This window comes from Novosphingobium sp. MMS21-SN21R (assembly GCF_031846015.1).
Lineage (GTDB): Bacteria > Pseudomonadota > Alphaproteobacteria > Sphingomonadales > Sphingomonadaceae > Novosphingobium.
This window is the reverse complement of sequence record NZ_JAVRDU010000001.1, coordinates 1070981-1089714: the sequence shown is the minus strand read 5'-3', so window position 1 is coordinate 1089714 and position 18734 is coordinate 1070981. Positions and strand designations below refer to the sequence as shown.

At 62.1% G+C, this 18734-nt stretch carries 16 protein-coding genes and 1 tRNA gene; 5 read left to right on the top strand and 12 right to left on the bottom strand.

Annotated elements, in window-relative coordinates; all coding sequences use genetic code 11:
• Nucleotides 1–40 precede the first annotated feature (40 nt).
• On the top strand, nt 41–823 hold the full coding sequence (locus RM192_RS05190) for a SapC family protein (RefSeq protein ID WP_311506492.1): 783 nt from the start codon (nt 41–43) through the stop codon (nt 821–823).
• Nucleotides 824–1083: 260 nt separating this feature from the next.
• Here the strand turns inward: RM192_RS05190 and RM192_RS05185 are convergent, their stop codons facing one another.
• Nucleotides 1084–2049, bottom strand: a complete 966-nt coding sequence (locus RM192_RS05185; RefSeq protein ID WP_311506491.1) for an N-formylglutamate amidohydrolase — start codon at nt 2047–2049, stop codon at nt 1084–1086.
• 150 nt (nt 2050–2199) lie between these two features.
• On the opposite strand from RM192_RS05185, the gene cpdR reads away from it, so the two are divergent.
• Both cpdR and RM192_RS05175 read left to right on the top strand, forming a co-directional pair.
• Nucleotides 2200–2583, top strand: coding sequence for a cell cycle two-component system response regulator CpdR (gene cpdR, locus RM192_RS05180; protein WP_311506490.1), 384 nt, complete (start codon nt 2200–2202; stop codon nt 2581–2583).
• 147 nt (nt 2584–2730) lie between these two features.
• Nucleotides 2731–2805, top strand: a tRNA-Val gene (locus tag RM192_RS05175).
• An 88-nt stretch (nt 2806–2893) separates the two neighbouring features.
• Here the strand turns inward: RM192_RS05175 and RM192_RS05170 are convergent.
• Nucleotides 2894–3652 (bottom strand): crotonase/enoyl-CoA hydratase family protein, encoded by a 759-nt coding sequence (locus tag RM192_RS05170; RefSeq protein WP_311506489.1) that lies wholly within the window; start codon nt 3650–3652, stop codon nt 2894–2896.
• A gap of 174 nt (nt 3653–3826) precedes the next feature.
• Between RM192_RS05170 and RM192_RS05165 the strand changes: the two genes are divergently transcribed.
• Both RM192_RS05165 and RM192_RS05160 read left to right on the top strand, forming a co-directional pair.
• Nucleotides 3827–5050 (top strand): NADP-dependent isocitrate dehydrogenase, encoded by a 1224-nt coding sequence (locus tag RM192_RS05165; RefSeq protein ID WP_311506488.1) that lies wholly within the window; start codon nt 3827–3829, stop codon nt 5048–5050.
• A gap of 150 nt (nt 5051–5200) precedes the next feature.
• Nucleotides 5201–6982 (top strand): cation:proton antiporter, encoded by a 1782-nt coding sequence (locus RM192_RS05160; protein ID WP_311506487.1) that lies wholly within the window; start codon nt 5201–5203, stop codon nt 6980–6982.
• On the opposite strand, the gene RM192_RS05155 is transcribed toward RM192_RS05160, so the two are convergent.
• The 10 genes from RM192_RS05155 to rplO all read right to left on the bottom strand — a co-directional run bounded on the left by RM192_RS05155 (nt 6979) and on the right by rplO (nt 18684).
• The gene (locus RM192_RS05155; protein WP_311508572.1) at nt 6979–7917 is read right to left on the bottom strand and encodes a glutaminase; all 939 of its coding nucleotides are present in this window, start codon (nt 7915–7917) and stop codon (nt 6979–6981) included. The genes RM192_RS05160 and RM192_RS05155 overlap by 4 nt on opposite strands.
• Nucleotides 7918–7942: 25 nt before the next feature.
• Nucleotides 7943–10588: an alanine--tRNA ligase gene (gene alaS / locus RM192_RS05150; protein WP_311506486.1), complete on the bottom strand. Its 2646-nt coding sequence runs from the start codon at nt 10586–10588 to the stop codon at nt 7943–7945.
• A 43-nt stretch (nt 10589–10631) separates the two neighbouring features.
• Nucleotides 10632–11459, bottom strand: coding sequence for a methyltransferase domain-containing protein (locus tag RM192_RS05145; RefSeq protein WP_311506485.1), 828 nt, complete (start codon nt 11457–11459; stop codon nt 10632–10634).
• Between the two features lie 48 nt (nt 11460–11507).
• Nucleotides 11508–12134: a glutathione S-transferase gene (locus tag RM192_RS05140; protein ID WP_311506484.1), complete on the bottom strand. Its 627-nt coding sequence runs from the start codon at nt 12132–12134 to the stop codon at nt 11508–11510.
• 138 nt (nt 12135–12272) lie between these two features.
• The gene (gene recA / locus RM192_RS05135) at nt 12273–13343 is read right to left on the bottom strand and encodes a recombinase RecA (protein WP_311506483.1); all 1071 of its coding nucleotides are present in this window, start codon (nt 13341–13343) and stop codon (nt 12273–12275) included.
• A gap of 341 nt (nt 13344–13684) precedes the next feature.
• Entirely contained in the window at nt 13685–15040 is a 1356-nt protein-coding gene (gdhA, locus tag RM192_RS05130) for an NADP-specific glutamate dehydrogenase (RefSeq protein ID WP_409233784.1), read from the bottom strand.
• Nucleotides 15041–15191: 151 nt separating this feature from the next.
• On the bottom strand, nt 15192–15926 hold the full coding sequence (locus tag RM192_RS05125; RefSeq protein WP_311506482.1) for an SRPBCC family protein: 735 nt from the start codon (nt 15924–15926) through the stop codon (nt 15192–15194).
• Between the two features lie 47 nt (nt 15927–15973).
• On the bottom strand, nt 15974–16624 hold the full coding sequence (locus tag RM192_RS05120; protein ID WP_311506481.1) for an adenylate kinase: 651 nt from the start codon (nt 16622–16624) through the stop codon (nt 15974–15976).
• Nucleotides 16625–16652: 28 nt separating this feature from the next.
• Nucleotides 16653–18020: a preprotein translocase subunit SecY gene (secY, locus tag RM192_RS05115; RefSeq protein WP_311506480.1), complete on the bottom strand. Its 1368-nt coding sequence runs from the start codon at nt 18018–18020 to the stop codon at nt 16653–16655.
• Between the two features lie 145 nt (nt 18021–18165).
• Nucleotides 18166–18684 carry a 50S ribosomal protein L15 gene (gene rplO, locus RM192_RS05110; protein ID WP_311506479.1) on the bottom strand — a complete coding sequence of 173 codons (519 nt, stop codon included), beginning with the start codon at nt 18682–18684 and terminating at the stop codon, nt 18166–18168.
• Nucleotides 18685–18734 lie beyond the last annotated feature (50 nt).

The following is an 18734-nucleotide window of genomic DNA, read 5'->3' as shown; positions in this document are numbered from 1 at the left end:
CTTGCCGTGCGTTGTTTGTTGCTTTTTGGAGATATGCAAAATGGCCAGCGCGCCGCAAGCCAACCTGCCGATGTTCTATAACGACCTCATGCCGCTCAACAGCCGTGACCATGCGACATGGAAGGCGAAGAACGCGGATGCTGCACCCTGGCTCGTCGGCCAGCATGCCATCCCCTTGACGGCAGAGGAATTTCCTCAGGCATCGCGCCACTATCCGATCATCTTCGCGTCGGGTGACAATCCGGTTCCGCTGGCACTGATGGGCCTCAATGAAGGCGTAAACGTCTTCGTCGAAGAAGACGGCAAGGTCACCCAGCCGATCTACATTCCCGCCTACGTGCGTCGCTATCCGTTCCTGCTCGCCAAGCTGAACCCCAGCAGCGAAGAGCTTTCGCTGTGCTTCGATCCGTCGTCGGGGCTGATCGGTGATTCGGTTGGCGATGGCCAGGACTTGTTCACCGATGGCCAGCCTTCGGAAGCAACCAAGGCCGCGCTCGGTTTTTGCGAGCAGTTCGAGCAGGCCGGCCAGCGCACGCAGGCCTTCATTGACGAGTTGAAGAAGCACGATCTGCTGATGGAAGGCGAAGTTGCCATCCAGCAGCAGGGCAGCGACCAGCCCTTCATCTACCGCGGCTTCCAGATGGTAAATCAGGAAAAGCTGCGCGACGTGCGCGGCGATGTTCTGCGTGGTTGGGCACAGAGCGGGCTGCTTCCGCTGCTCTATGCGCACCTCTTCTCGCTTGAATTGATCAGCCAGATCTTCGGCGCGCAGGTCCAGTTGGGCAAAGGCCCGACCCCGGCGATTGCTATTCCGGCCGAGTAAACACGGCAGGGAAACCCATTGGCCACAGGTCAATAAAAAAGGCGGCGGACCCAACGGTTCGTCGCCTTTTTCCTTGGGGTGTGACAAATTTCCCTCGAAACCTCTTGCGAGGGCTGAGGCAGTACCCTATTTAGGAGTCGTTACGGCGTGGCTCCCCTCATGGCCCGTCGTGATTGGTGCACCTCGGTGCACCTCCTCCCTGAACCTTGGCCACCTGGAGCACGTCTCCAGGTGGTTTTTTATTGGGTATCAGTTGCTTGTCATTCCGCCGCCGCGCGCCAGCGGTTTTGGTCGGACGCGCGGCCGAGGTCGGCAACGTCGACTGCCAGCCGCCGTACCAGGCCGATCAGCAGTTCCACCGTGGCGTCGAAACCCGGCCCCGGCTCGGCAAGGCGCGAATCGAGATAGCAGGTCCGGTCAATCTCAAGCTGCAGGCAATGCAGCCCCTCATGCCGCCGGGCATGCCGTTCCAGTACAAACCCTCCGGCGTAGGGCCGGTTGTGCGCGGCACGGCGCGCAGCTTCGGTCAACACGCTGAAGGCCGAGCCAACGATGCCGCCGTCACAAGCGGCGCCAAACCTGTCTCCGACCACGAATTCGGGTGCGCGCTCGCCCGGTGAACGTGCTGCCAGCGGCGGCATGGAATGGAGATCCAGCAACAAGGCGGCGCCCCAACGATCACGGATCACCTCCAGCGCCTGCGCCAGCGCGGCGTGGTAGGGCTGGTGAATCGCGGTGATCCGCTCGTGCAGTTCGCCATGGTCCATCCGCCGTTTCCATAGCTCACCAAGGCCGGGCAAGCGGCGCGGAATGAGGCCGAGGCCGCTGCGTGCCCGCCTGCCGAACGCACTGGGAGCCAATGCCGAAGCATCTGCCGGTGCCCCGCCCACCATTTCCCAATCCACATCGTCGCTCGACCGGTTGAGATCGAGCATGGCGCGCGGTGCATGCGCCGTCAGAAGCGCCGCGCCGGTCACGCGCGAGACGGCGTCGCCCAGCAGATCAACATAACGGTCTTCGAGCCGCGGGGCTGCGAAAGCGGGGTGGCGCATACGGTCGAGGAGCGATTTGGCATAGGCGCGCCCAGCGTGGGGCACGGCGATCAACACCGGAATCGACGAAGGATCGCACATCCTGAGCGAGAAGGCAGGGACGCCGGGATTGCCAGGCACTGACCCGCCTTGGGTCAACACCGAATCGCCCACCTGCTCGCCTGACTGATGCATGACGAAAGCGTGCAACCGATTCGCCGCGAAGTCAAAAAAGGGCCGATGCACTTGGCGGGAGAATCTTAACCGGATCAGGCCTATACCCAGCTTCCGCACGGTGGTTTACTGCCCGAACTCATAAACGCAAATAATAGACGAAGGTTGGCCATGATCCGCATCCTGCTCGCCGAAGACGAAGAGGCGATGCGCACCTATCTCACCCGTGCCTTGGAAAACGCCGGTTTTTCGGTAGTTTCCGTTGATCGCGGCACGGCAGCGGTGCCCTTGCTCGAACGTGAGCATTTCGATCTTCTGCTGTCTGACATCGTCATGCCCGAAATGGACGGGATTGAACTCGCGCAGCGCTGTGCCGAAATCAGTCCGACCACCAAAGTCATGTTCATCACCGGGTTCGCCGCCGTCACGCTGAAAGCGAATCGTGAAGCACCCCAGGCGCGCGTCCTGTCCAAGCCTTTCCACCTCAAGGACCTTGTCCTCGAAGTCGAGCGTATTTTCGAGGATTCTCCTTTCGTCGGCACACGCCAGCCCTGATTCGCCAACCTCGTCGTTCAGCGAGAAATGGCAGGCGTGGAAATCTCTGAAATTACCCCCTTGCCTTGGCCAAAGGCGGGGGCTAATGGGCCGCTTCCCGACGACGCCAAGGGCAACCGCAGCGGCCGAGGGAAAGCACGATGGTGCGGGCGTATAGCTCAGTGGTAGAGCACTATGTTGACATCGTAGGGGTCGCAAGTTCAATCCTTGCTACGCCCACCATCGCTTGAAAACCCCGCTCCGGCGGGGTTTTTTCTTGCCCGCAGACGCAACCGGCGAAGCGGCACCGCCGCCCCGCCCGACAGCCGGACTACTTGCCCTGCCAGTTCGGCTTGCGCTTTTCGGCAAAGGCCGTGGCGCCTTCTCGCGCATCGCTTGACATGAACACCGGGCCGACGATGGCCTGCTGCTTGTCCCACATCTCGGCCTCGCTCCATTCATGCGACTGGCTGACCACTGCCTTGGAGGCGATCAGCGCCATGGGGCCGTTTGCAGCGATTCGCTCGGCCAGCGAACGCGCCTCATCCAGCGCAGGCCCTTGAGAAATGCGATTGATGAAGCCCAGTTCGTAAGCCCGCTCAGCCCCGATGAAATCACCGGTCAGCGCCAATTCCATGGCGATACGCGGCGGGATCTGGCGCGGCAACTTGATCAATCCGCCCGCCGCTGCGGCAAGTCCGCGCTTGGCTTCGGGAATGCCGAACTGCGCGGTCGCGCTCGCCACGATCAGGTCGCAAGCCAGCGCCACTTCCATGCCGCCCGCCAGCGCATAGCCATCGACCGCGGCGATCAGCGGCTTCTTCGACCCGCGCTGCGCTATCCCGGCAAACCCGCGCCCTTCGACATGAGGCTTCTCGCCCTTCACGAACGCTTTCAGATCCATGCCCGAACAGAACGTGCCGCCTGCCCCGGTGATGATCGCACAGCGCAGATCGCTTTCCGCATCAAGCCGGTCGAGCGCAGCGGCGATGCCCTGAGCGACCGCCTGATTGACCGCGTTCTTGGCTTCCGGACGGTTGATCGTGATGACAAGGACATTGCCTTCCACTTCGGTCAGGACTTCGCTCATGCTTCCACTCCTCTGGACTTAATCGATTGATTAAGGTGTAGAGCGCTCCGGCCTGCTAAGTCCAGCCCTTCCTCACCCACCCGACACCCGATTTAGCGCGCCTTCTTGCGCCCGCGCGCGCCTCTGCTAAGGGAAAGCGCAAATTCTCTCCCCAGCTGAAAAGACAGGACGGACATGGCGAAGATCAAGGTGAAGAACCCGGTCGTCGAGATCGACGGCGACGAAATGACCCGGATCATCTGGGAATGGATCCGCGAGCGTCTGATCCTTCCCTACCTCGACATCGATCTCAAGTACTACGACCTCTCGGTCGAAAAGCGCGACGAGACGAACGACCAGATCACCATCGATTCCGCCAACGCGATCAAGCAGTATGGAGTCGGCGTGAAGTGCGCCACGATCACGCCTGACGAGCAGCGCGTCGAAGAATTCAACCTCAAATCAATGTGGAAGTCGCCAAACGGCACCATCCGCAACATCCTCGGCGGCGTCGTTTTCCGCGAGCCTATCGTGATCCAGAACGTGCCTCGCCTGGTTCCGGGCTGGACCGATCCGATCGTCGTTGGCCGTCACGCCTTCGGCGACCAGTACCGCGCCACCGACTTCCTCGTCCCCGGCCCCGGCAAGCTGCGCCTCGTCTGGGAAGGCGACAATGGCGAAGTCATCGACCGCGAAGTGTTCAAGTACCCGTCGGCAGGCGTTGCCATGGCGATGTACAACCTCGACGATTCGATCCGCGACTTCGCCCGCGCCAGCCTCAACTATGGCCTCAACCTTGGCTGGCCGGTGTACCTGTCGACCAAGAACACCATCTTGAAGGCCTATGACGGCCGCTTCAAGGATCTGTTCCAGGAAGTCTTCGACAACGAAGGCTTCAAGGAAAAGTTCGCGGCAGCCGGCATCGTCTACGAACACCGCCTGATCGACGACATGGTCGCGTCGGCGCTCAAGTGGTCGGGCAAGTTCGTCTGGGCGTGCAAGAACTACGACGGTGACGTTCAGTCCGACACCGTGGCACAGGGCTTCGGCTCGCTCGGACTGATGACGTCGGTCCTGATGACGCCCGATGGCAAGACGGTTGAAGCAGAAGCCGCGCACGGCACGGTCACGCGTCACTACCGCCAGCACCAGCAGGGCAAGCAGACCTCGACCAACCCGATCGCATCGATCTTCGCGTGGACGCGCGGCCTGATCTATCGCGGCAAGTTCGACGAAACTCCCGAAGTGGTCAAGTTCGCCGAAACGCTTGAGCGCGTCTGCATCGAGACCGTCGAAAGCGGCGCGATGACCAAGGATCTCGCACTGCTGATCGGCCCGAACCAGGCATGGATGACCACCGAACAGTTCTTCGAAGCGATCGTCCAGAACCTCGAAACCGAAATGAAGTCCTGGGCATAAGTCCCCGCCTTCAGTTTGCTGAAAACACGAAAGGCCCCGGTGCACGCCGGGGCCTTTTGCGTTGGCAGGCTGCATCCCGATTGACCGCCCGCAACATTTCGACGCGCCTTTCACCGTGACACCCCGCCGCCCCTCCCCTAACCTGCGGACATGGCAGGCAATCTTGAACCAACTACCGCTCTTTCCGACGTCCTCGTGGTCCTTGGCGCTGCCGGGATCGTCATTCCGGCCTTCGCGCGGCTGCGCATCACGCCGATTATCGGCTTCATTCTTGTCGGCCTTGCGGTCGGCCCGTTCGGCCTCGGCTCGCTCGTCGCGCAATATCCCTGGCTCTATCACGTCACCATAACCGACCCGGCGGCGATCACGCCTTTCGCGGAGTTCGGCATCATCCTCCTGCTGTTCGAGATCGGCCTTGAACTCTCGTTCAACCGGTTGTGGGACATGCGCCGCCTCGTCTTCGGATTGGGCGCGATGGAACTGGGCGTCTCGGCATTCCTGCTCTCTGCCGTGCTCATGGCTACTGGCCTGCCGATCAGCGGCGCCTTCGGCCTCGGCCTCGCGCTCGCGCTGTCCTCGACCGCGCTCGTCCTGCCAATCTCCGGCACACAAGGCCCGGTCGGGCGCGCCGCGCTCGCCATGCTGCTGTTCGAGGACATCGCGCTTGTCCCGATCATCTTCCTGCTCGGAGCCTTTGCCCCGTTTGCAGCGCAGGACGCCGGGCCGAGCATCGGCGAGACGCTGCTCTATGGCGCACTGGTTGTCGCCGCCCTGCTCGTGTTCGGACGTCTGCTCCTGCCCCGCCTGTTCGCGCAGGCTGCCCAGACCAAGAGTCCCGAACTGTTCCTTGCTGCCACGATGCTGGTGGTCATCGCCTCGGCGCTCGCCACGTCGATGGTCGGCCTCTCTCCGATCATGGGCGCGCTACTGGCAGGCTTGCTCATCGCCGAGACCGAGTATCACACCGAAGTCGAGGCGATTACCAAGCCATTCAAGGGCCTCGCGCTCGGCGTGTTCCTGATCACCATTGGCATGGGCATCGATCTCCGCGTGGTCTGGGCCGAGATCGTGCCGCTGACCATCGCCGTGCTCGGCGTCGTGATCCTCAAGGCACTGGTCACCGGCTTTGCCTTGCGCGCAATGGGCAAGGGCCGCGCGACCGCGCTCCAGACCGGCATCCTCATGGCCAGCCCGTCAGAAACCACCCTGATCGTGTTGACCGCCGCAGCCGAGGCCGCCCTGATCGACCGTGAAACCGCGCAATTCTGGCAGATCGTCACCGCCATAGGCCTGACCATCACCCCGATGCTGGCCAAACTGGGCGAAAGCTGGGCGGGCCGCCTGCGCAAGGAAACCGCCGATGCAGGGCAATCGATGCCCGTGGCTGAACCCGAGGGCGAGCGCGTAGTGGTGATGGGATTCGGCCGCGTCGGCCAGTTGATCTCGGAAATGCTGACCGTCCACGGCGCGCCATGGCTGGGCATCGACAGCAACCCGGAAATCGTCAAGTCCGCGCGCAAGGAGGGCCGCCCCGTCCTCTTCGGCAACGTCGACAGCGAGACATCGATCCAGCGCCTTGGCCTCGACAATGCCCGCGCGATGATCCTGACGATGGACGAACCCGTCCTGATCCTGCGCATGGTCAAGCGCCTGCGCGCCGCCCACGCCGGCCTCCCGATCATCGTCCGCGCCCGCGATGCCGCTCACGCCGCCGAACTCTACAAAGCCGGCGCCAGCCACGCAGTGCCGGAAACGCTCGAAAGCTCGCTGCAATTGTCAGAAGCCGTGCTTGTCGACCTCGGCTTCCCGATGGGGCCAGTGATCGCCTCGATCCATGAAAAGCGTGACGAATTCCGCCAGAAGATCAAGGAAGAAGGCGAACTGAACTCCCTGCCCAAGCTGAAGTCCGCGTCGCTGCGTGAGCGCGCTTAAAGCAGCCTTGGCTCGAACACACTCCACCCGGTGCGCTGGACGAGCCGTTCAAGCGCCAAGGTGCCCAATTGCGAGTTACCGCTGGGATTGAGGCCGGGCGACCACACCGCGATGCTCGCCACCCCCGGCACAACCGACAGTATGCCACCGCCCACGCCCGATTTCCCCGGAAGGCCTACCCGGAAAGCAAAATCGCCCGAATTGTCATAGTGCCCGCAGGACATCATCAACGCGTTGATGCGGCGCGCGCGATTGCCTGTGACGATCGAATGGCCGTCCACCCGCCCGCCATCCATCAGATAGCGTCCCGCCTTGGCCAGTTCGCGGCAACTCATCGCTAGCGCACAAAAGTGGAAATAGACGCCGAGCACGCGCTCGACCGGGACACGGATATTGCCGAATGCGCGCATATAGTTCGCCAGCGCCATGTTACGGAACCCGGTGTCCTGTTCGGCATGGGCAACCGCCTCATCGATTGTGATTGAACCGTCGTCGTCCCCCGCCAGCATCCGCACGAAGCGCAACATCTGGCCGATGGCCTCACGCGGTTCGTGCCGCCCCAGCAAAACGTCGCACAGCACGATCGCGCCGGCATTGATGAACGGATTGCGCGGGATACCCTGCTCGGTTTCAAGCTGGACGATCGAATTGAATGCGCTGCCCGAAGGCTCACGCCCCACGCGGTGCCACAATTGGTCGCCAACTGCGCCCAAGGCTTGAGTCAGTGCGAAGACCTTGGAAATCGACTGGATCGAAAAGGCCTCGTCCGCATCGCCCGCCACATGCACTGCGCCATCGGCCATAACCACGGCAATGCCGAACTTGTCCGGCGAAACCCCGGCGAGCGGCGGAATGTAAGACGCTACGATGCCCCGCTCGGTCACATCCCGCATTTCTTCGGCAATGTCGGCGACGATCTGGGCGATGGCTTCCATATAGGTCACCATCGCACGAAGTGCCTCACCCCGCCAGAACCGCCTTGGCCGCAGCCACGGCGTCGGCAGCCTTCGCACCATCCGGCCCGCCGCCCTGCGCCATGTCTGCGCGGCCACCGCCGCCCTTCCCTCCCAGCGCCTCGACGCCCGCGCGCACCAGATCGACCGCGCTGATCGTACCGACGAGGTCTTCGGTCACGGCAGCCGCGATGCTCGCCTTGCCATCGTTTACCGCGACAATTACCGCCACGCCCGAACCGAGGCGCTGCTTGGCCTGATCAAGCAATCCGCGCAGGTCCTTGGGGTCAAGCCCTTCGAGCACCTGGCCTGAGAACATCACGCCGCTCACTTCCTCGTCGGCCTTCTCGGCCTTTGCCGATCCACCGCCGAGTGCGAGCGCCTTCTTCGCTTCGGCCAGTTCGCGCTCGAGCTTCTTGCGCTCGTCCATCAGCGCTGCAACCCGCGCCTCGACGTCATCGGGCGTGGTGCGCAAAATGGCCGCGGTATTCTTCAGCGCATCCTCGCGTGCAACGAACCACTGCCGCGCGCCTTCGCCGGTCACCGCCTCGATCCGGCGAATGCCCGAAGACACCGCGCTTTCCGAAACGATGCGGAACACGCCGATGTCGCCCAGCGCACGCACGTGCGTGCCGCCGCACAGTTCGACCGAATAATGCTTGTCGGTGGCGCGCCCCATAGAGAGCACGCGCACTTCGTCGCCGTACTTCTCGCCGAACAGCGCCATCGCCCCCGCCTCGATGGCGTCGTCCGGTGTCATCAGGCGTGTAGATACTGCCTCATTCGCCCGGATCTCGGCGTTCACTTCCGCTTCGATGGCTGCAATGTCGTCGCTGGTCAGCGCCGTCGGTTGCGAGAAGTCGAAGCGCAGACGGTCAGCCGCAACCAGCGATCCCTTCTGCGTCACGTGCCCGCCAAGGCGGTTGCGCAGAGCGGCATGCAGCAGGTGCGTGGCCGAATGGTTCGCGCGGATTGCATCGCGGCGCTCCACGTCGATATCCAGCTTGACCACATCGCCGACCTTGATCGTGCCTGCATTCCCCTTGGCATTGTGTGCGTGAAGGCGGCCGAGCGGCTTCGCCGTATCGGTAACGGTCAGCGCAAGCCCGTCTGCCCCCGTGATCGCTCCCGCATCGCCGGTCTGTCCACCACTCTCGCCATAGAACGGCGTCTGGTTGACGATGACGGTCACGGTTTCACCCGCGCTGACCGATGTGACTTCCTTGCCGTCCTTCACCAGTGCGACGACTTGCGCCTCACCGGTGGTGGCGGTGTAGCCGGTGAACTCGGTCGCGCCGACCCGCTCGGCAATGTCGAACCACACTTCGCCGTCAGCCGCCTGGCCGGAGCCCTTCCATGCCGCGCGCGCTGCCGCCTTCTGCTGCGCCATCGCAGCGTCGAAGCCATCGCGGTCGACAGAAATCCCCCGCGCACGAAGAGCGTCTTCGGTAAGATCATAAGGGAAACCGTACGTGTCGTAGAGCTTGAACGCGGTTTCGCCGGGAAGCTTGTCCCCTTCGCCCAGCGCACCGGTCGTCTCGTCGAGCAACTTCAAGCCGTTCGACAGCGTGCGGCGGAACTGCACTTCCTCGCGCAGCAGCGTTTCCTCGATCAGTGGCTGCGCACGACCCAGTTCCGGGTAGGCCGCGCCCATTTCGGCGACCAGCGCAGGCACCAGACGGTGCATCAGCGGATCGCGCGCGCCCAGCAGGTGGGCATGGCGCATCGCGCGGCGCATGATCCGGCGCAGCACATAGCCGCGCCCTTCGTTCGAGGGTAGCACCCCATCGGCCAGCAGGAAGCTGGTCGAGCGCAAGTGGTCGGCGATTACCCTGTGGCTTGCGCGCTGGTCACCCTCGGCCTTGACCGAAGTCAGGCTTTCGGACGCGGCGATCAGCGCCTTGAACGTGTCGGTATCATAGTTGTCATGCTCGCCCTGAAGCACGGCGGCGATGCGCTCCAGCCCCATGCCGGTGTCGATGCTGGGCTTGGGCAGGTTGCCGGTGATCTCGCCCGCCGTCTGCTCGAACTGCATGAACACGAGATTCCAGATCTCGATGAAGCGGTCACCGTCCTCGGTCGGCGATCCCGGAGGCCCGCCCCAGATGTGGTCGCCATGATCGAAGAAGATTTCCGAACACGGTCCGCACGGGCCATCGTCGCCCATCGCCCAGAAGTTGTCCTTGGTGGGGATGCGGATGATGCGGTCCTCAGGCAGGCCCGCGATCTTCTTCCACAGCGCAAACGCCTCGTCATCGGTGTGATAGACGGTGGCGAGCAGCTTGTCCTTGGGCAGCCCCCATTCCTTGGTCAGCAGCGTCCACGCATGGGTGATCGCCTGCTCCTTGAAGTAATCCCCGAACGAGAAGTTGCCGAGCATCTCGAAGAACGTGTGGTGCCGTGCGGTATAGCCCACATTATCCAGATCGTTGTGCTTGCCGCCTGCGCGGACGCACTTCTGCGACGAGGTCGCGCGCGGTGTGGCCCGCGTTTCCAGCCCGGTGAACACGTTCTTGAACGGGACCATGCCGGCGTTCACGAACATCAGCGTAGGATCGTTGTACGGCACCAACGGCGCGGACTGCACCACATCGTGCCCTTGCGAGCCGAAATAGTCGAGGAAGGACCGGCGGATTTCGTTCGTAGAAGTCATAGCCTGCCGATTAGGCGAGCGTTCGGCGTGCTACAAGCACGTTTCATCCATGATTGTGATCGGACGTGGCGGTTATTAGCCACGCCGCAGCCCTGAACGTAACCCGGGCCCCGTCGCTATGGGCTTCGACGAGTTCACGCAGGCGTTTCTCGAACGCCATGCGCTCGGCTTCAGGCAGGGAGCGCATGGCAAAGGCGGAAGGTCCGATTCGGCCAAACAACGCCATTGCTTCGGCCACCGGATCGTCTCCGGCACCCGCGACATAAGCAAAATTGACGGGGGTAAAATCGACATCATGCCATCCCGCCATGCAGCTGCGGACATGATCGGGATCGGCAAAGGCGAACGGCCCTTGGGGAAACACCGGAACAGCAACTGGCTCGGGAGGTGGAAGCAGGCCTGCAATGCTGACAGCCCATTCGTTGAGGGCAGCCGCGCGAAAGCAGCTGAACACGATGCGCGCACCGGGCGCGGCCACGGCACCCAGATGGCGAAAGACCGCGGGCGGATCGGCAAAGAACATTACCCCATGACGCGACACATAGAGATCTGGTGCCGCATCCGGCTGCCAGACTGAGGCATCGGCAACGGTGAAGGACAGGTTGTGCAATCCGGTGCCGCGCCCAGTCGCTACTGAAACGAGATCAGACGAGATATCGCATCCCGTCACCCGCGAGTCAGTGCGCATGCCAGCCACAGCAATGGAAAGTTCCCCCGCCCCGCAGCCGATATCGACAATCGTTTCACCCTGCTCACGCGCAATCGCAGCGAGCAACTGCAGTGTCAGCTCGCTGAAACTGGTATCGGTCCGTTGCCATTCCGCTGCCCAGTTACGGCCAACGGTTCCCTGCCAGTCAGATGAGCTTGTCATGCAGAGGAGGCTAGGCTTGGGGCGCGATGCACACAAGGCTGCGACCGTTCACGTGGAAAAGTAGGCCCCGCCCTTTTCGCGCGCACGCTGCCATGCGGGCCGTGCGTGGATCGACGCGACGAAGGCCGCCAGCTTGGGGAACTTTGCCCCGGCGCCCTGCATCACCCCTACTTCAGCCGGAAAGCTCATCATGACATCGGCTCCGGTCCAGTCGTCACCGACAAAGTGGCCCGACGGGCGCAGGATCTGCTCCATATAGGCAAAATGCGCGGCGAGTTGTTCGGCAATGCGCGGCTGCAGCGGCGCAGCAGCTTCGCCAAGTCTGGACGTGTAAAGTTGCAGCAGGACTGGGGTCATCGCCGAACCCTCGGCAAAGTGCATAAGTTCGAGATGGCGGACTGCGTGGTCCGATCCGCTTTCCGGCAACCACTGGCCGTTGCCGTAGCGCTCACACAGTATCTGGACGATCGCACCCGATTCCTCGATCACCCGTCCATCGATCTCCAATAGCGGCGATTTGCCCAGCGGATGCACAGCCTTGAGTTCGGGCGGAGCGAGATTGGTCATCGGGTCGCGCTGGTAATGCCGGATTTCGTAATCCAACCCCAGTTCCTCGCATAACCACAAGACGCGCTGCGAACGGCTGTTGTTGAGGTGATGCACTATGATCGACATCGGGCTTCTCCCAAAGAGTTAATCGGTAAGGCACGACATGCAAAGCAAAAAGCCCGCGCGTTCCTGCCGGGGAACGCGCGGGCCCTTTGGTCTGGCGAGTGGTAGCGGATCAAACAGCAACCACCAGCCTTTGAAGGATCATGTGTCGTCGTCCGCGTCCGGGCCAGCCATCAGTCCTTCAGCAACCTGATCGGTGCGACCCCGAATTGCGGCTTCGATGCGGTTGCAGATCTCGGGGTTTTCGCGCAGGAAATTCTTCGAGTTCTCTCGGCCCTGCCCGATGCGAATGGAGTCATAGCTGAACCAGGCGCCCGACTTTTCGACGACGCCGGCCTTCACACCCAGGTCGAGAATCTCGCCGATCTTGGAAATGCCCTCGCCATACATGATGTCGAATTCGACCTGCTTGAACGGTGGCGCGACCTTGTTCTTGACCACCTTCACGCGCGTGGCGTTGCCAACGATCTCGTCACGGTCCTTGATCTGCCCGGTGCGGCGGATGTCGAGGCGGACCGATGCGTAGAACTTGAGCGCGTTGCCGCCCGTCGTCGTCTCGGGGTTGCCGTACATCACGCCGATCTTCATGCGCAGCTGGTTGATGAAGATCACCATGCAGCGCGAACGACTGATCGAACCGGTCAGCTTACGCAGCGACTGGCTCATCAGGCGAGCCTGCAGACCGACATGGCTGTCGCCCATCTCGCCTTCGATTTCGGCGCGCGGCACCAGTGCGGCAACCGAGTCCACCACCAGCACGTCAATGGCGTTCGAGCGGACCAGCGTGTCGACGATTTCCAGCGCCTGCTCACCCGTATCGGGCTGCGACACGATCAGTTCATCGATATTGACGCCGAGCTTGCGGGCATAGACCGGATCGAGCGCGTGTTCGGCATCGATGAAAGCAGCGGTGCCGCCACCCTTCTGCGCCTCGGCAATCACGTGCAAGGCAAGCGTAGTCTTGCCCGAGCTTTCCGGGCCATAGATTTCGATCACGCGGCCACGCGGCAAACCGCCAACGCCCAATGCGATATCGAGGCCGAGCGAGCCTGTGGAAATCGCCTCCACCTGCATCGTTTCCTTGGAACCCAGCTTCATTGCCGAGCCCTTGCCAAACGCGCGGTCAATCTGCGCAAGGGCGGCGTCCAGCGCCTTTTGACGATCCATGTCCTTGGTCTTACCTTCCTCGATGAGCTTGAGCTGAGCCGCCATGGCTTCGTTTCCCTTGCTAGAGTTGGCTCACACGAACCGTCAACAAGGGTTGTGTACCCCTTGTGTTCTCATGGAACAAGAGGGGAACGTGAATTTTTCTCCACGACGGACGCAAAACACCCCAAACCTCTAGACCGGAAGGCGATTTCCGTCACGCTGCGCCGTGCCATGACTGTGGGAAAGCCTGCAAACTGCGCGGCGCGGTGCCGGCGACAACTGCTTCGAGAATGAAGGAAACGGCTGCGACGCCAGGCGATTTGATTCGCCCGCCTTCGCAGCCGGTCCTGTTGACCTGCAAAAACGCCCGCGAGCGGCAATCCGCACCCGCAAGCGCTGAAAGGTCAGACCACGCCGAACGCCAGCATGGCATCGGCAACCTTTTTGAAGCCCGCGATATTCGCGCCCTTCACATAGTCGATATAGCCGCCGCCCTGATCGCCATAGGCAAGGCAGGACTTGTGGATGCCTGCCATGATGTCCTTGAGCATCTGCTGCAGTTCTTCTTCCTTCCACGAACGGCGTTCGGAGTTCTGGCTCATTTCCAGTCCCGAAACCGCCACGCCGCCCGCGTTCGAAGCCTTGCCCGGTGCGTAGAGGATCTTTGCCGCCTTGAACACGTGCACGCCTTCCAGATCAGTCGGCATGTTCGCGCCTTCGGACACGGCCTTGCAGCCGTTGGCAATCAACGTTCGCGCGTCATCGCCTAGCAACTCGTTCTGCGTGGCGCATGGCAGCGCGACATCGCAAGGTACGCCCCACGGCGTCTTCCCGGCGTGAAAAGTCGCGCGCGGATAAGCCTCGACATATTCCTCGATCCGGCCGCGCCGGTGGGTCTTGTGAGTCTTCACCCAGTCGATCTTCTCCTGATCGATGCCGTCAGGATCGTGGATGTAGCCGCCCGAATCCGAAAGCGTCAGCACCTTGCCGCCCAACTGGACGATCTTTTCCGCCGCGTGTGTGGCTACATTGCCCGACCCGGAAATGACCGCCGTCTTGCCGTTCAAGTCCTCGCCCTTGGTCGCAAGCATGTTGGCGAGGAAATAGACCGCACCATAACCCGTCGCCTCGGTGCGGATCAACGAGCCACCCCATTCGAGGCCCTTGCCCGTGAGCACGCCGGTGAAGTTGTTGGTGATGCGCTTGTACTGGCCGAACATATAGCCGATCTCGCGACCGCCGACGCCGATGTCGCCCGCCGGCACGTCGATGTCGGCACCGATATGCCGGTAGAGTTCGGTCATGAAGCTCTGGCAGAAGCGCATGATTTCGCGCACGCTCTTGCCCTTGGGATTGAAGTTTGATCCACCCTTGCCGCCGCCCATCGGCAGGCCGGTCAGCGCGTTCTTGAAGGTCTGCTCGAATGCGAGGAACTTCAGCACCGATTCGGTCACCGAAGGGTGGAACCGGATGCCGCCCTTGTATGGCCCGATCGCGTTGTTGTTTTGCACCCGCCACCCGCGCTGGACGCGCACGTTGCCGTTGTCATCCTCCCAGCAAACGCGGAAAGATACGACGCGGTCAGGTTCGGCAATGCGCCGCAATATCTGCTGCGCGTGATACTCTTCCTTGTCCTGGATAAACTCGAAAATATCCTCGGCGACCTCCTGCACCGCCTGAACGAATTCGGGCTGATAGGGATTGCGCTTCTTCACGCCCTCCATGAAAGTCGGCAGGTCGACATGATCGGAAACGGCCACGGTACTCTCCCCTGTGCGAAGCCGGTTGCGGCTTCTTTTTGGTGGCTAGTGCGGCCCGATCGCGCGTCTTCGGCAAGATGAGCCGAGTCGCGCTGTTATGGAGACGAAGATTAGCGGCTTTTGCGCCATGCAAAAGCACCGATCGCACAGATCAGCGCCCGTCAGGCACTTCTCCCTTCTTCTTGAACATCTTGTCGAGCGCAGCCTTGACCGATTCCCCTGCCGCAGCCTCGTCGTTCGCCGGGTCCGGGGCGAACGTTGCACTGTCTGCGGCGCTTTCACCTGCCGGAGCCAATTCAACGACCGGACCTTCAATCCTTGGCCCGAGCGGTCCCAGCAGCTTGGTCAATCCGCCCAGTTGTTCACCCAGCACCTTGTCCACAGTTACCGAAATCGTCTCGGTCTTGTAGCGCATGTAGCCGCCGACGACATATTCCCACAGGATCCGTGTGCCCTTGCCGCTTTCACCGTCCACGGGCTTCAAAGTCACCGTCATGGTGCCGTTGACCGCCTCGGACTGCAACGGTCCGAGCGCCCCGGAAAGCCGGATCGCACGACCGGGTTCGGCATAGATCACGCGCATGTGCATGACTGAACCCGCCTTTTGCGTTACCGGCGCGCCCTTGGGAACGGGCATCTTCTCGCAAAAGCATCCGTTGGCCACAGGATCGAGCGTGAGATTCGCTGCCTCGCCCGAGAAGGTGTGTGCGCCGCTCCACCAAAGTGACGGCGTGGTGAACGCTTTCCATGCCTCGGCGGGGGAAACGGCAACCTCGCCTGTTACTCGAACGATGAAGCCGGAATCGCTCTTCTGGATCACTTCGGCAGACGCAGGAACGGCGGAGCCCGAAAGCCCCGCCGCCATGATAATCAGAACCTTGCGCATTGCCGGGACCTCCGTCCGCACCACAGCGGGCGGATTTCCCTAAATGCTTAGCGCGCCGCGAGGATTGCCTCAATGGCTGCCGTGACGGTGTCCATCTCGGCCATGCCGTCAACGCGGGCAACGATGCCCTGTGCGTCGTAGATCGGCAGGATCGGCGCAGTCTTGGCGCGATACTCGGCCATGCGCGTGCGCACGGTTTCCTCGTTATCGTCGGGACGGCGCTTGAATTCGTGGCTGCCGCACTTGTCGCAAGTCCCCTCGACCGCAGGTTTCTCGAACACGTCGTGATAGCCCTTGCCGCATGCTGCGCAAGTGTAGCGTCCGGTGATGCGCTCGACGAGCGCATCCTCATTCACGTCCAACTCGATCACATGGTCGAGTTTGCGGCCGCGGCTTGTCAGGATCGCACCCAGCGATTCAGCCTGTGGTGCGGTGCGCGGATAGCCATCGAAGATTGCGCCCTGCCCGGCAGGCATCGCATCGAGTTCATCGCCGATCAGCGCCGATACGATCTCGTCCGAGACGAGTTGCCCCGCTTCCATCACAGCCTTGGCCTGCAGCCCGACCGGTGTCTGCGCCTTCACGGCGGCACGCAGCATGTCTCCGGTGGAGAGCTGCTTCATGCCGTGGCGTTCGACCAGGCGTTGTGCCTGCGTCCCTTTGCCTGCGCCCGGAGGCCCCAACAGGATGATGTTCACCAATTCGCTCCCCTCTGGCCAGCGCCGATCAGCGCAGCCGCCCCTTCAGCTTTGCCTTTTTGATGAGATCGCCATACTGGTGCGCCAGCAAGTGCGACTGAATCTGCGTGATCGTGTCCACTGTCACGTTCACCACGATCAACAGACTGGTGCCCCCGAAGAACACCGCACCCATGCCGGTCTCTGCCATGATGAATTCCGGCACGACACAGACGATGGTGATGTAGGCAGCGCCCAGCACGGTGATCCGCGTCAGCACATAGTCGAGATAATTGGCAGTGTTCTTGCCCGGACGGATGCCCGGGATGAAGCCGCCATTCTTCTTGAGGTTCTCGGCCGTCTCTTCCGGGTTGAACACCACGGCAGTGTAGAAGAACGAGAAGAAGATGATCCCGGCGGCGTAAAGCAGCATGTACAGCGGCTTGCCGTGACCAAGATACTGGTTCAGCGAAACGATCACCTGCCCCATCGTCGTGTCGGGCGAGATTGAATTGCCGGCAAACTGCGTGATCGTCAGCGGCAGAAGCAGCAGCGAACTGGCAAAAATCGGCGGAATAACGCCAGCAGTGTTGAGCTTGAGCGGCAAATGGCTGCGGTCGGCATTCATCATGCCGCGCTGGGTCGCCCGCTTTGGATACTGAATGAGCAAGCGCCTGCTCGACCGCTCGATGAAACAAATTGCGAGGACCAGGCCCAGCAACATGGTCACGATACCAACGATCAGGAACGGCGAGATCGAACCGGTGCGCCCACCCTCGAACAGATTACCGAAGAACTTCGGCAGCTGCGCAACGATACCGGCCATGATGATCAGCGAAACACCGTTGCCGATCCCGCGCGACGTGATCTGTTCACCCAGCCACAACAGGAACATCGTGCCGCCGATCAGCGAAACGACCGCGCCGACCCGGAACAGCAGGCCGGGGTTGACCACCGCCTGCAACCCGCTCGAGGCGCCGTATGCTTCAAGCCCGGAAGCGAGCACCCAGCCCTGGATGGCGGTGAGCAGCACGGCGCCATAGCGCGTGTACTGGTTGAGCTTCTTGCGCCCGCTCTCGCCTTCCTTCTTCATCGCCGCAAGCGACGGATGAAGCGAGGCAGCCAGCTGCACCACGATCGACGCAGTGATATAAGGCATGACGCCCAGCGCGATGAGGCTCATGCGCTCGAGCGAACCGCCCGAGAACGCATTGAAGATATCGAGAACACCGCCGCGCGTCTGGTCGTACAGCGTCTCCATGATCAGCGGGTTGACACCCGGCAGCGGCACGAAGCTGAGGAACCGGAATACGATGAGCGCGCCCACCGTGAACCAGATCCGCTTTTTAAGCTCGGTCGCTTTGGAGAAGTTGGCCAGACTGAGGTTGCTGGCGATATTATCGGCGCGTGATGCCATTTTCGGGGTTCAAGCCTTGCTGTGAAACGGGCGCTGCGGCCAGTTTTCATCCTGTCGAGCTAGCCCATATAGTGCGGGATCGCGGATGTCGAACCCGGGCAATGTCAAAATCCCCGCCCGAGTTCCGGGCGGGGATTGAATTGCTTCACTTGGCCTGCTTGTTGGCCTCGCGGCGAGCGGTCTTCTTCTCATGCTCGCTGGGCTTGGCTTCGGGCAATTCGACCGAACCGCCGAGCTTCTGCACGGCTTCCAGAGCACCCTTGCTGACGCCATCGACCTTGAACGTGACCTTGGCGGTGAATTCACCCTTGCCAAGGAGGCGCACGCCGTCCTTGCCGCCGCGTGCCAGACCGGCAGCCTTTAGCGCTGCGTGATCGATCGGAGCCGACAGGTCGAACTTGCCGGCATCGATCATCTTCTGGATCATGCCGAGGTTCACTTCCGCGAAGTCCTTCGCGAAGATGTTGTTGAAGCCACGCTTCGGGATACGCATGTGAAGCGGCATCTGGCCGCCTTCAAAGCCGTTGATCGACACACCCGAGCGCGCCTTGGCACCCTTCTGGCCGCGGCCAGCGGTCTTGCCCTTGCCCGAGCCGATACCACGGCCAACGCGCATCCGGCCCTTGCGGGCGCCATTATTGTCGGAGAGTTCGTTCAGTTTCATGTCGTGCACTCGCTTTCGCTTTTGTCGCGCTGAATGGAAGGGGCGCCTTT